The following is a 12450-nucleotide window of genomic DNA, read 5'->3' on the forward strand; positions in this document are numbered from 1 at the left end:
TGATCCGCGATCCACTTGGATACCTCTTCAAACCGTTGGTCGGGAACCTTATATGCCGCAACTCCTTCGGAAGTGTTGCTGGAGATTTCCTGAGATCCGGGCGGCATCTTCACACCCAAGATTCCGGTGTCGACTGGTGCATTCGGGTCACCCTGCGTAGTAGCGCAAGCGGACGTGCTCAGGATCGCGCAGAAGGCGACTACTGCGGCAAGTGTGCGGTTCTTCATCGCCGCAGCATACAGCTACTAACCCGGCAATCGGGATCATTCGGACGAATCACACATGCAATTCGGTGCGCTCCGGCGCGTGGTCGAAGGAGGTGGTTAGGAGATGGCGAATATTGGTTACGCCACCCTTTGACTCCAGGTCATCCCTAGCCTCCAGGGCGTCTCGGGCGAGATGTCGAAGCAGCTCGGCGGGCCGATGGCCGAGGCTGGCAAGAAGGCCGGTAACCAGCTCGGTCAGGGTATCGCGTCTGGCGTGGAGCAGTCGAAAGCTGCGGTCGAGAAGGCCACCACAGCGGTCACGGCGGCTCGAGCTAAGGAAGCTGACGCCGCTGGCAAGGTGAGGGTCGCTGAGGCGCAATTGCAGGCGCTGCGAAGCAAGGGCGTGACCGATGCAGGGCGTCTCGCCGCCGCCGAGGAACGCGTGAACGCGGCCAAACGCAATGCCGAGATCCGCTCGAACGCCGCAGCAACCGCCGATCGCAACCTCGCCCGCGCCAAGGAGCAAGCCTCGACCGCGGCGCGTGGCGGTACCCAGTCGATGCAGGCGTTCGGCGATGCAGCCGAAAAGTCAAGCAGCCGCATGTCGTTGATGAAATCTGCGGGACCGCTCGCTGCCGCAGGGATCGCGGCTATCGGCACTGCCGCAGTGGCGGCGGTGAAGTTCGTTGCGGACATCGGTGAGTCGTTCGAGCAGATGCGATCGAAGATCCAGTTGTCGACGGGCGCGTCGGGGCAAACCCTCGACAAGCTGAACGAGTCGGTGAAGAACGTGGCGAAAGGTTCGCCTGCCGCAATCGGGACCATCGCTGAGCGCATGTCGGTGCTGTATCAGCGCACCGGGTTGACCGGCAAAGAGCTCGAGACGCTCACGAAGCAGGTCAACAAGGCGGGCGCGGCGCTCGGCCAAGACCTCGACATCAAGACGCTGACCGGCACCATGGCGACGTTCGGGGTGCAGGGCAAGGACATGTCGTCGGTTCTCGACGACATCTTCCGCGTGTCCCGCAACACCGGCATGGGGATGAACGAGATCGTCTCTGCCGCCAAGTCGGCTGCACCGTCGTTGCAGGAGTTCGGGTTCAACCTCTCCGACTCTGCCGCGCTGATCGGTTCGCTCGACAAGGCGGGCGTGGATGCCAACTCCGTCCTCGCCACGTTCGGCAAGGGCTTGGTGAACGTGGCCAAGGCGGGCCAGTCGCCCAAGCAGGCGTTCGCCGACGTCACCAAGGAGATCCAGGGTTTCATCAAGCAGGGCAACACGGCGGGCGCGGTGAACGTCGCGTCGAAAATTTTCGGCACGCGCGGCGCCGTGCAGTTCGTCAACGCGGTGAAATCGGGTGCCGTATCGATGGATCAGCTCACTAATTCTGCTGCCAAGCAGGGTGATTCGATCCTCGACGCCGAGGGTGCAACTGTCACGTGGGCGAAGACGTGGGGTCTGTTCAAGAACAACGTGATCATCGCGCTCGAGCCGTTGGCGACCCGGTTTTTCGATGTGTTCATCAAGGGCATGACGTGGCTTCGCGAGAACGGTGTTGTCGCGATCCAGTTCCTCACCGCTGTGTTCTCGCCGCTGTTCGACACGGTGTCGCCGCTCGCTGAGCGCATCTTCCCGGCAATTAGCGTTGCGGTGGGCGCGGTCGCACGTGCAGTGTCGGCGGCGACCGGGTTCATTGACCGCCATCGGACATCATTCGCGATCCTCGCGGGTGTCGTCGGAACCATCATGCTCCCGTCGCTTCTGCGGCTCGGTGTTGCATGGACCGTTTCGGGCGCTCAGGCGATTGCGGGCGCGGCGAAGAATGCTGCCGCGTGGGTGATGCTCCGGGTGGAGGCCATCAAGTCGGCTGCGGTGTCGGTGGTGCAGTCGTGGCGCGTTGTCGGTGGCTGGATTGCCCAGGGTGCGTCGGCCACGGCACAAGGCGTCCGCGTTGCGGCCGGATGGGCAATGTCGGCTGCCGGCGCGACACGATCAGCCGTGACGTCCGTGGGGGCCGGTGCGCGCGTTGTGGCGTCATGGGTGGCACAAGGAGTTGCCGCCACAGTCAATGCTGCGAAGTCTGCTGCGGCATGGGTGGTCGCCTCTGCGGGCGCAGGAACGGCGACCATCCGCACAGTCGCCTATGGGATTGCATCGAAAGCGGTTCGAGTAGCGACCCTGGCATGGGCTGGCGCGCAGTGGGTGCTCAACGCCGCCATGTCGGCAAACCCCATAGGCATCATCATTGCAGCACTTGTTGCGTTGGTCGCCGGAATTGTCCTCGCCTACAAGCACTCCGAAACTTTCCGCAACATCGTGCAGGCCGCATGGAATGGCATCAAAGCTGCGGTGGGTGCGGTGTGGGGGTGGTTCTCGGGGACGGTGTGGCCGGGACTCAAGGCGGCGTTCTCCGCGATTGGTGCCGCAGCTATGTGGCTCTACCAGAACGCCATCCTCCCCGCGTGGAACGGAATCCAAGCTGCGATCGGCTTCGTGTGGGGCATCATCCAGGGCTACTTCAACATGTGGATGAGCGTCATCCGTGTCCTCGCTGGGGTTGTGATGTGGCTGTGGAACAACGTTGTGTCTCCGGCCTTTAACGGGATTGCTGCTGCCGCACAGTTCATGTGGAGTGGTATCTCGACGATCTTTGAGTGGTTCAAGGCCGGGGTGAATCTGCTCGGCAGCATCGTCAGCACAGTGGTGAGCGCAGTGATCGAACCTGCGTGGAATGCGGTCAAGGCTGGCGCCGAGTTCATGTGGGGCGGCATCCAGCAAATCTTCTCGTGGATTAAGACGGGCTGGAACGCTCTCGGCACCGCGATCCGCTGGGTCGTCGACAACGTTGTGAAGCCGGCGTTTGATGCGATCAAGGGCGCGCTGCAGTCGGTGTGGGATTTCTTCGGCACTGTCGTGTCGGGTATCGGGACGGCGTGGGACAAGCTGAAAGGATTTGTCGCGACGCCGATTAACTTCGTCATCAATACCGTGTGGAACAACGGGCTGCTAAAGGCGTGGAACACGATCGCCGGTTTCCTTCCTGGCCTCAAGCAGATGTCTCCGCTGGCTCCTGTGAAGTTCGCAGAAGGCGGCTCGGTGCCTCTCGCTGCTGGGGCGAAACGCGGCAAAGACTCGGTGCACGCGCTCCTCATGCCGGACGAGCACGTGTGGGACGTCAACGACGTTCGCAAATCTGGCGGTCAGGGTGCCCAGTATCGGATGCGTCAGATGGTCGACGCCGGGAAGCCGTTCACGTGGACTCCAGGCGGGCTGGCTGCTGCGACGTCGGATGGTGGGAACATCCCGCGCTTTGCCGATGGTGGCGCAGTGTCGGCGGGCGACAAACTCGCTCCGATGCCCGGTGAGGGTGGCCTACAGGACATCGCAAAGCTCATGGGGCGCATCATTTCACGACTGTGGTCCAAGGGCGTGTCGAGCATCGGCGGCTATCGGCCTCCGGACGGCTACAACGAACACTCATCGGGCCGTGCTCTCGACGTCATGATCAACGACGCCAAGACGGGTACCAGCGTCAAGGACTTCGCGATCGCCAACAGCAAGAAGTTCCCGCTGAACTGGGCCATCTGGCAGCAGAAGATGTGGTACCCCGATGGTCGCTCGTCGGGCATGGAGGATCGTGGTTCGCCGACGCAGAACCATATGGATCATGACCACCTGTTCTATGCGCCGCAGTCCGTTGACCCGAACGTAGTGCCCGAGGGTTTGGTGACGAGCGGATTCGGTGGTCCATCAACCGCGGACATGCTCAACATCATCAAGAAGAAGATCACCGAGATCGTCGACAAGGCGCTCAACCCGGTCAAGGAGGGCATGAGCCGGGTCATTGGTTCGCCACCGCCTGAATGGTTGGGTATCCCGCCGAAGGCGTTGGATGAAACCAAGACGAAAGCTGTTGATACGGCGTTCGATCTGGCGGGCAAGCTGGGCGACAAGCTCGAGAAGGCGTACGAGGCGGCGAAGAAGATCACGTCGACCGTCACCCACATTCTCAAGGCTCCTGGTCGTGCGATCGCCGGACTGTTCCGCGATCAGGGTGGGTTTGTTCCCACAGGCCAGTCGATCGTCACGAACGAGACAGGCAAGCCCGAAGCGGTCTTGAACTGGACGCAACTCAACGACGTGAAAGCGTTGATGGATAAGGGTGCATCCATGTCTGAGGCGATCGCCCAGGTGGGTGCATCGAAGCCGGACAGTGACACGATCCCGGCCGGTGCAGTGGTGTTGAAGGATTCGGCGACTGCCGCTGAGGTGCAGGCCGCGGCAGACAAGATCAAGTCTGCAGCGGACACAACATCCGATCCGAGTAATGGTGCGGGCCAGCCGAACACGAGTGGTGTCGGTGGGGCGTCACAATCGGAGACGCCGGGGAAGATGAAGAGCCTCAAGGAGTTGGGGCAGGATGCGGGTGGAATACTCGCTGAGGGTATTGGCGACTTCTTCGGGTTGCCGTCGTGGATCACCGACCCCGGTAACGCGGTGTCGATCGATAAGGGTGAGAACGTTCGCACCTCGAATCAGGGTGCGGCGGCGGGTAACTCGTCGATCACGAATGCGCCGGAGGCCCCATCGTCTCCGTCTGTGACGCAGTCGACGCCGCAGAGCTCGTATTCCGATCCGCAGTACGGGGATGGGTCGACGTTGCAGCAGGGTTCAGCCCCGCTGTCGAAGATGCCTGAACTGGGTGCGGGTGGTGCCCCGAATATCTCCTATGACCCCTCCAAGGGGGCCGAGCAGTGGCGCCCCCTTGCTCAGTGGGCGATCGACTATGTGAATCAGTCGATGAAGGGCGCGTCGCAGGTCCAGGCGATGGTGGAGCAAATCGGAGATGAGTCGGGGGGTAACCCCGACGCCCAAAACAACTCTGATTCGAACGCTGCTGCTGGCGATCCGTCTGTGGGGCTGCTGCAGATCATCCAGTCGACGTTCGACTCTGTGCGTGACCCGAAGCTGCCGAACGACCGACGGAACCCGGCCGCGAACCTCGTTGCGGCGCTGCGTTACTACGTGCCGAAGTACGGCAAGGATCTCACCGCGCGGTGGGGTCACGGTAAGGGCGGCTACAAGCTGGGCGGTTTCACCGGCAACTTTGGCCTAGACGAGATTGCAGGGTTCGTGCATGGCCGCGAGTTTGTCGTCAATGCGCCGAATACTGCCCGCAACTTTGACCTGCTCTCCGCGATCAACTCTGGCGAGGACGTGCAAGGCGCGCTCGTCGGAGCAGCACAGGGATGGGGTTCGGTGTCGGATCGAGGTTCGCGTCAGCGTGTGAGTGGATCGGGTGGTCGGGTAACAAACATCACCGTGTACGGCCACACTGCCGGCGACATCGTGAATGAGATCAACCGCAACGAGTTCCGCGGATCAGCAGGCTACGGATCGAGGGTGCGCTAGTGGACTATCCACGCGTCGTCGAGGTGGACGGAGTTAACGGCTCAACGTGGACGCTGCACGGCCGCGGCATGGGACCCGTCATCATGTCGGGCGTCAAGGGCCTCTACCATCCGCTGCGCGTGCCTCGTGACCAGAAGCCAGCCTTCATGCCTGGCGGCATCCCCGGCATCCCGAAAACCGATCCACAGGTGATCGACCTCAAAGTTTTCTCCTCTGGTCCCACGGGGATCGAGTGGGAAGAGATCGAGAATGAGTGGTGGGCTGCATGGTCGGATGAGGCGGATTCGACGCTGCGTGTATTCAACCGTGCGGGTGACACGTACCGCGAGCTTGATGCGCGGGTGCAGACGTGGCCCGAGGACGACATGGATGCCGAACCGGAGGAGGAGTTCCCGTGGGCGATGCCGTTGATTGCGTACCGTCCTGGATGGCGGGGGCAGACGATCACGTCACGGTGGCCGTTGTCGGGCACCGCGACAGGTAGCGGCACGCTCAAGTTTGTCAATCCGGGCGATCTTGACATCAGTGTGCAGATCTCCCTCACTAACACCGGGGTCGAGCGGTGGACGGTACCGGATGGTATCGACGGCGCCACTGTCAAACTCGAACGGTTCCCCGCGTCGGTCGGTGATCTGTTTATCGATACCGACCCGTTTGCGATGCAGTTGGATTCTGACGTTGAGTCGCAGATCGCTATGTCTTTGCTGGGGTTGAGGTTCCGCAAGATGATTCCCGCGAACACCACTGTGCCGGTGGAGGTGCCGATCAGTGTGACTGGCGGCGCGGGTGCAGCGAAGGCGTACATGACGCCGATGTGGAAGCGGCCATGGTGACCGCTCCGGTCGATATTCGTCTCGACGGCGTTCGGGAGCGGGTTCTCGAGCGTCATCGTGTTGAGGCGGCTGCGACGCAGCAGCGTCCCGAGGTGATGATCTGCGACAAGCAGTGGCAGCTCGTCGCGTACGTGCAGGGCGAAATCGACGCCGATTTCGAGGAGATCGCCAACGACACCGGGGAAGGCGACCTCACACTTCCCGGGCGCCACAAGCTCGTGAAATGGCTGCTCACGAAGCAGCGGTGGCCCGAGGACGTGCACATCATTGTCCAAACCCCGTACAAGCGGTGGGCAGGCAAGTGTGACTCGATCAAACGGGTCATCGCATCGGGCGAGATGGTCGCTGTGCGTCTACATTTCCTGCACGACTACGACCGGGCGAAACATCTCGAATGCTATGCAACACCGGGTAGCCCAGCGGAGTTTCAGCCAATCAAGGCGATGCCATGGGTGGGGCCATCGGTGACGGGCGTCAACACGTACGGCCTGATGAATATGTGGCGTGTTCAGATGGGCATCGACTCGTTCCCTGACGACATTCTTGCCGGCATGGGCATGTTTGATGACTACCTGCCGCAGGATTGGTGGACCACGATGGTCCCGAACAATCCGCTGGTGGATACGTCGCGACCGACGGCAATGTCGGCGCGGTTCCCCATGTTTCACGACCTCGTGCTGCCGACTCTGCAGGACGGCGGGCTGCACCTGTCGGTGCAACGCTGGATGCCGGGTGATCCGCCGATCCCTGGGTTGAATCTGTCGGGCGAGCACTCGGTGCGGGTGTTCAAGACGATCGACAAGTCCGGATACCAAGGATTCACAGGCACGCTAGTCGATGGGCTTCTCAACTTCGTTGGCGTGATGGCTGAGGACTTCATCAACGAGATTCGACAAGAGCTCTCGCGCACGGTGCCGCCCGAGTACAAGCTGCCAGGCATCTTCGGCACGGTGAAATCTGCTCCGGCAATTGTGATTCCGGAGGGCAACCTCACGCCGCTGTCGTCATCAACGATGACTCTGCACAAGGCGATCGCCTACGCGATGGTGACGGGCGGCAAGAGTCCGCAGTGGGTCAACTCGCTCGCCAAACTGGCGGCGAACGCCGCGCTGGGATGGTTGGGCGCGACAATCGGAAACCCTGGGCTTGCGCTCGGTGTCTTCGATTTTCTGATCGAAGACACCATTCTTGCGTTCCATCGCACCCCGAATCCGGTGCGGAAAGCACTCATGGGGCCGGACGCGAACTGGGAGCAATGGGTGCAGGGGCCGGGCGTGGGATTCACGCTGTCGACGCTGCAGGCTATCAGGACCGGTTTCTGGGATACCCGCTACTACACCAGCTTTGAGGCCGAGCTCGACCCTGCGGCTCTGCCGTGGAAGTTGGGCAAGCACTTCGATCTGATGGATCGGATCGCGTTCGAGATCGCCGACCAACTCTACGTCGACCACGTGACGAAGTGGGGTGTGAAGTGGTCAGCCTCCGAACCCGTCACTCACCGTTTGACGATCGGTGATGGTCGCGCGGAGGAGTCCCCCGCGGCGAAGATGCAGCGCTACAAGGAGAGCATTTTGACCCTGATTCAGCAGCAAGGCGTCCTCTCTGATGGTGGGACCGTGTGATGGAGGACATTCGACGCGTCGACGACCACGGCGACACCTACTCGATCCCCTATGACCCGAGTGCACGTAAGACGCATCGTTGGGAGGGTTTGTTCCTCGACATTCCGATGACGATGGTGCGTGATCCTGCGGGGATTTGGCAGCCGTCGCCGGGGGCGATCATGTTGCCGCACACAGCCGCTCGTATCGCTGAGCACGTCGAGTTGTGCGGCTTTGCCCTCGATGATCAGGCGGCACAGATCCGGCGTGTCGACCTACCGCGCGGCGCACACCGCTGGCAGGATGCCCGTTCCCCGATCCCTGACATCGATCCGGTCGACAAGGTGCGGGACGTTGCGACCGCTGTCCTCACGACGTCGGAGAAGCAGGCGTTGATAGAGCGGCTACAGTCCGACATTGACGACATCCACCTTGAGGAGGAGCAGTCGTGACGTACACAGACCGCCAGTTGGGTTATGCGCGAACAATTGTGGCGACGGGTAGAAGTCTGGGTGTCACTGACCGGGGCATCAAGATTGGTCTCGCTACCACTCTGGTTGAGACGAATCTGCTCAACTATGCGAATCGTGCTGTGCCGGGTTCACTCACTGTGCCGTATGACGCTATCGGTTCGGATTCCAAGAGTGTCGGCTTATTTCAGCAGCAGCCGCAGTGGTGGGGGCGTGGTGACGGTATCGACCTGATGGACCCGGCCACGTCTGCCCGCCTGTTCTTTGAGCAGTTGAAGAACCTCGACTACAACAACACGTCTCGTACTCCTGGCTGGTACGCGCAGACGGTTCAACGATCAGCTTTCCCGAACCGCTATGACGAGCGGTTCGCGGAAGCGTCCGCACTCTACGACCAGATCGCAAGCAGTTCAGGAGGAACCGTGGCGAAACCACCTTTTACCGAGATCGAGTCAATGGGCAGTTCGTGCTCATCGCGTAGTGGACAGAAGCCCCGCTACATTTTCCTGCACACCCAGGAAGGGAACGGTACGGCGCAGTCGCTCGCCGCGTACCTGAACAATCCAAACAACGGTGCCAGCTACCACTACACCGTCGACAACTCTGGTGTCGTAGTTGACGTTGTGGACACCGATTATGCGTCATGGTCGGTCGGTGATGCTAACAGCTACAGCATCAATCTATGTTTCGCCGGATCGTATGCGGGTTGGTCCCGTCAGCAGTGGCTCAACAACATGGGCCGCGCGATCGACATTGCCGCTTACCTGGTGGCGCAGGACTGCAAGAAGTATGGCATCGCGGCGGCCTGGCTCGGCTCGGGTGGTAGCTACCGGGCCGCAAGTTCCGGCGTCTCGGACCACCAGTACGTCACCAGTGTTATCGGCTGGGGGTCGCACACCGACTGCGGCAAGGGCTTCCCTGGCGATGTGTTCGCGGCGTCGTTGACGAAGTACATAAGCAACAGTGCCGCGGTGGTCAATCAGATCGACGCTGCTGCTGCTGTGGCGAAGGCGTGGATTGGTGCACGGATCACCAGGGGTGAGAACGTTTGCCCCGACAAGTTGGGTAGGTGGGCTGAGTTCGCCAACGCGCACATCTACTGGACGCCGCAGACCGGGGCACACCCCATTCCTCATGGCGGGTTGTTCGAGGCGTGGGCTGAACACAAGTGGGAGACGGGGCCACTCGGCTATCCGGTGCGTGATCATGCGGTGCTCGCAGACGGCGGAGTGCAGGCATTTCAGGGTGGTGTGCTGTACCGCAAGAACGGCGCGGATCACGGCTACTTCGTGCATGGCGCGATCGGTGGCCGGTATGCAGCGGATGGCTACGAGAAGTCAGACCTTGGATGGCCCACGTCGGATGAGTACAAGTCGGGCACCGGGATTTCGCAGGATTTCGATAACGGAACGCTGCATTGGGAACCGTCCGGTGTGGTGAAGACAATCAGAAAGGCATGACCATGAAGGTGTTCGGCTACAAGCCATCTCAGATTCGTAAGTTCGTTGTCGCGGTCCTCGGCGCCGTCGTCCTGATCTTGACGCAGATTCTCACGACGGGTGCTGATGTCATTCCGGCGTCGTGGGGTGCGTGGATTTCGACGGTAGTGGCGGTCGCGACAGCGGCGGGGGTGTATCTCGCACGCAACGCCACCATGATCGACAGCCTCGACGAGTGATTCCCATGCCGCACACCGACAACGTGAGTCTCTACGTTGTCGGCGGGTTGGCGGTGGTCCTCATCGGCGTTCTCAGTGCGGTGATGCGGGCGATTACGCGGGGCGACCTCGTCCCCCGCTCGACAATGGACTCGCGTCTTGCTGATCGTGACGCGGAGATTGCGCGCATCACCGCGCGGGCAGATGCGCAGTCAGCGGCGCTGGAAGTGGCGACCGTCCTCACAACCGAGCAGGCGCACACCATCGCGACGCAGGCTGACAGCATTTCCGACTTCAGTGAGGCCCAGCGTCTCAATGTCCGTGTGGCGAATGCGCTGCACAACACAGTGGCTGCTGATGCTGGCGGTGAGTGACATGGCAGATCCGATCGTGGATGACGCCGATGGGCGCCGCGCCGACTTCGAGCGGCAGATCGACGCGTTGCGTGCTGCGCGCCCAGGCGTGGATGCGCAGCGCGCGGAAGCGGCGCATCTTCTCGAAGAGTCTCGGGATGCGGAGCGCCGCAACAATTTCGCTGAGGCAATCGCCAAGAGCATGAGGAGGAGGCGGAAGTGACGTTTTCGGACCTTGACGCGGGCGATTACGCGATCTTCACGTGGACGGTGTTGCAGATCTGGTTGACAGCCTTGTACGGGTTGCGGTCACGGTGGCGTGCATCGACTCCGGGGCATATCCTGTTCACGTCGTTCTGCTGCACGTCGATCGCGCTGTCGCAGGTGTCGGTGACGTTGCTGACGGATTCGAGCTATGCGGGCCGTGATGTGATTCGCCCGATCGCCTACACGCTCGGGATCATCGGAACGCTCGTGATGCTGCGGTTGCTGTTGCAGATGCAGCGGAAGGATCGTTGACGATGACCATCCTCATTACGGCTCGCGGGATCAGTGAAGCCCGTAACCGCAACATGCTGTCGCAACTTGTTTCAGGACTCCCCGCCTGGGAACACATCGAACTCGGGTGGTCGGCTGAGTACGGCTTCGTGAACGCGGATCGTCGGTGGGATGGGCGGTCTTTCGAGAAGGCCCTCGGTGACGGGTTGTCGTTGCTGACGAACGTGATCGAGCGCATCCTCGTCAACGAGCCGACACCGCGCATTGTGGTCGCAGGTTATTCGGGTGGTGCCGCGTTGGTGCATCGGTGGCTGGCTGACTGTTGGGGAAGCTACCCGGAGGTGAAGGGCGCGGTCCTGGTGGCCGACCCGCACGCACCGTTGACGAACGGGCTGTCCGGCGTGGCGGGCCAGCGACCCATGAAGACGTTCGGCCCGGTCCTGTGGGTCAGCAATCCGCGCGACATGATCTGTTGCTGCCCACCAGATTCGCCGATCCGCACTATCGGGGACCAGACCGCCATGATGAGCTTCTGCGATCCTGCCGCGTGGGGATTGGACCTGCTGGATCGGGTGAAGAACAACCGCTGGCAGCAGATTCGCGCCAATCCGCTCGACATCATCGGCACCGTTCGTCGTTACGGGCGTGCTGTTGATGATGTGTGCGGGTACCTCGGCGTCGACCCGCGGACTCTCAAGTTTTCGGGGTCGCTGTGTCAACACACCGTGTACTCGTGGCAGCGCCCGACTGAGGGTGACACGTGGCTACAGAACGCCGCCAAGCGAATCAGGAGTGTGGCATGACGTCACCAGACGGCCGGCCGCTGTCGGCATATCAGGACACGCAACCTGAGCCGGTCGGGTCGTGGCCGATGATGGTCAATCTGTCGAAGTTGGGCGAAAAGATCATCATGACACCCCTTGCGCATCTGATTGCGTGGGTTCTGGGTGATGACGTCGAGGACTGGGACACGCTGGAAGAGCTGCGTGACAATCTCATTCCTGCGCTATTGCGTCGTCCGTTGGAGATTCTCGCCGGGATATTCCACACCGGCACGGACAAGACGGGCATTGTCGGCCTGACGGAGATCGCGAAACTCTTTGCGCCAGTGCAAAACATCATTGACACCATTTTCAACGGCTACCACAACACGTCCGAGACGGGTAAGAACCTCAACGACATTTCGGTGACGATGGCGAACGTCGATAACCGGCTCACAAATCTGGAAGGAGGCGGTGTGCGACAGAGCATTACGTCGTCTACGACGATCAATCTGAGCGGCAAAACCAAGGTGAAGGGCGTGCTGATCGGGTCATCCTCGGCGGCGTCTCCGGGCGGTAATCAGGCTCTTCCGAATTCAGAGTGCATCGAGGTGTTGTGCCAGGCCGCCGGAGTGGATGAGTGACCGCAAGATGTAGT

General features: G+C 61.4%; 11 protein-coding genes. All 11 read left to right on the plus strand.

Going from position 1 to position 12450, the window contains the following annotated elements:
* The first annotated feature begins 399 nt into the window (after positions 1-399).
* The 11 genes from A5788_RS22035 to A5788_RS22085 are packed head-to-tail and all read left to right on the plus strand — an operon-like array spanning position 400 to position 12436.
* A complete protein-coding gene (locus A5788_RS22035) occupies positions 400-5619 on the plus strand; it encodes a phage tail tape measure protein (protein WP_082937855.1) in 5220 nt (1739 codons plus the stop codon).
* Positions 5619-6452, plus strand: a complete 834-nt coding sequence (locus A5788_RS22040; protein WP_064868655.1) for a hypothetical protein — start codon at positions 5619-5621, stop codon at positions 6450-6452. Before A5788_RS22035 ends, A5788_RS22040 begins: the two co-directional genes overlap by 1 nt.
* Positions 6446-8074, plus strand: a complete 1629-nt coding sequence (locus A5788_RS22045) for a Gp37-like protein (protein WP_064868658.1) — start codon at positions 6446-6448, stop codon at positions 8072-8074. The genes A5788_RS22040 and A5788_RS22045 overlap by 7 nt, the downstream gene beginning before the upstream one ends.
* On the plus strand, positions 8074-8505 hold the full coding sequence (locus tag A5788_RS22050) for a phage gene 29 protein family protein (protein ID WP_064868660.1): 432 nt from the start codon (positions 8074-8076) through the stop codon (positions 8503-8505). The genes A5788_RS22045 and A5788_RS22050 overlap by 1 nt, the downstream gene beginning before the upstream one ends.
* Entirely contained in the window at positions 8502-9983 is a 1482-nt protein-coding gene (locus A5788_RS24395) for an N-acetylmuramoyl-L-alanine amidase (RefSeq protein WP_082937856.1), read from the plus strand. The genes A5788_RS22050 and A5788_RS24395 overlap by 4 nt, the downstream gene beginning before the upstream one ends.
* Positions 9980-10201, plus strand: a complete 222-nt coding sequence (locus tag A5788_RS22060) for a hypothetical protein (protein WP_156525592.1) — start codon at positions 9980-9982, stop codon at positions 10199-10201. The genes A5788_RS24395 and A5788_RS22060 overlap by 4 nt, the downstream gene beginning before the upstream one ends.
* A 5-nt stretch (positions 10202-10206) precedes the next feature.
* A complete protein-coding gene (locus A5788_RS22065; RefSeq protein WP_156525593.1) occupies positions 10207-10554 on the plus strand; it encodes a hypothetical protein in 348 nt (115 codons plus the stop codon).
* Between the two features lies 1 nt (position 10555).
* Entirely contained in the window at positions 10556-10756 is a 201-nt protein-coding gene (locus A5788_RS22070) for a hypothetical protein (protein ID WP_156525594.1), read from the plus strand.
* Complete coding sequence (locus tag A5788_RS22075) at positions 10753-11052, plus strand: putative phage holin (RefSeq protein ID WP_064868671.1); 300 nt, start codon at positions 10753-10755, stop codon at positions 11050-11052. Before A5788_RS22070 ends, A5788_RS22075 begins: the two co-directional genes overlap by 4 nt.
* 2 nt (positions 11053-11054) lie before the next feature.
* Complete coding sequence (locus A5788_RS22080) at positions 11055-11834, plus strand: hypothetical protein (protein WP_064868674.1); 780 nt, start codon at positions 11055-11057, stop codon at positions 11832-11834.
* Positions 11831-12436 (plus strand): hypothetical protein, encoded by a 606-nt coding sequence (locus A5788_RS22085; protein ID WP_064868677.1) that lies wholly within the window; start codon positions 11831-11833, stop codon positions 12434-12436. Before A5788_RS22080 ends, A5788_RS22085 begins: the two co-directional genes overlap by 4 nt.
* Positions 12437-12450: the final 14 nt, after the last annotated feature.

Origin of the sequence: Gordonia sp. 852002-50816_SCH5313054-c (assembly GCF_001665925.1) — a bacterium.
Classification (GTDB): domain Bacteria; phylum Actinomycetota; class Actinomycetes; order Mycobacteriales; family Mycobacteriaceae; genus Gordonia; species Gordonia jacobaea.

What these genes read in the sequence shown, in the direction of transcription:
- A5788_RS22035 (WP_082937855.1), top strand. Translation starts at nt 400, where the DNA reads ATGTCGAAGCAGCTCGGCGGGCCGATGGCCGAGGCTGGCAAGAAGGCC.
- A5788_RS22045 (WP_064868658.1), top strand. Translation starts at nt 6,446, where the DNA reads ATGGTGACCGCTCCGGTCGATATTCGTCTCGACGGCGTTCGGGAGCGG.
- A5788_RS22050 (WP_064868660.1), top strand. Translation starts at nt 8,074, where the DNA reads ATGGAGGACATTCGACGCGTCGACGACCACGGCGACACCTACTCGATC.
- A5788_RS22060 (WP_156525592.1), top strand. Translation starts at nt 9,980, where the DNA reads ATGACCATGAAGGTGTTCGGCTACAAGCCATCTCAGATTCGTAAGTTC.
- A5788_RS22065 (WP_156525593.1), top strand. Translation starts at nt 10,207, where the DNA reads ATGCCGCACACCGACAACGTGAGTCTCTACGTTGTCGGCGGGTTGGCG.
- A5788_RS22070 (WP_156525594.1), top strand. Translation starts at nt 10,556, where the DNA reads ATGGCAGATCCGATCGTGGATGACGCCGATGGGCGCCGCGCCGACTTC.
- A5788_RS22080 (WP_064868674.1), top strand. Translation starts at nt 11,055, where the DNA reads ATGACCATCCTCATTACGGCTCGCGGGATCAGTGAAGCCCGTAACCGC.
- A5788_RS22085 (WP_064868677.1), top strand. Translation starts at nt 11,831, where the DNA reads ATGACGTCACCAGACGGCCGGCCGCTGTCGGCATATCAGGACACGCAA.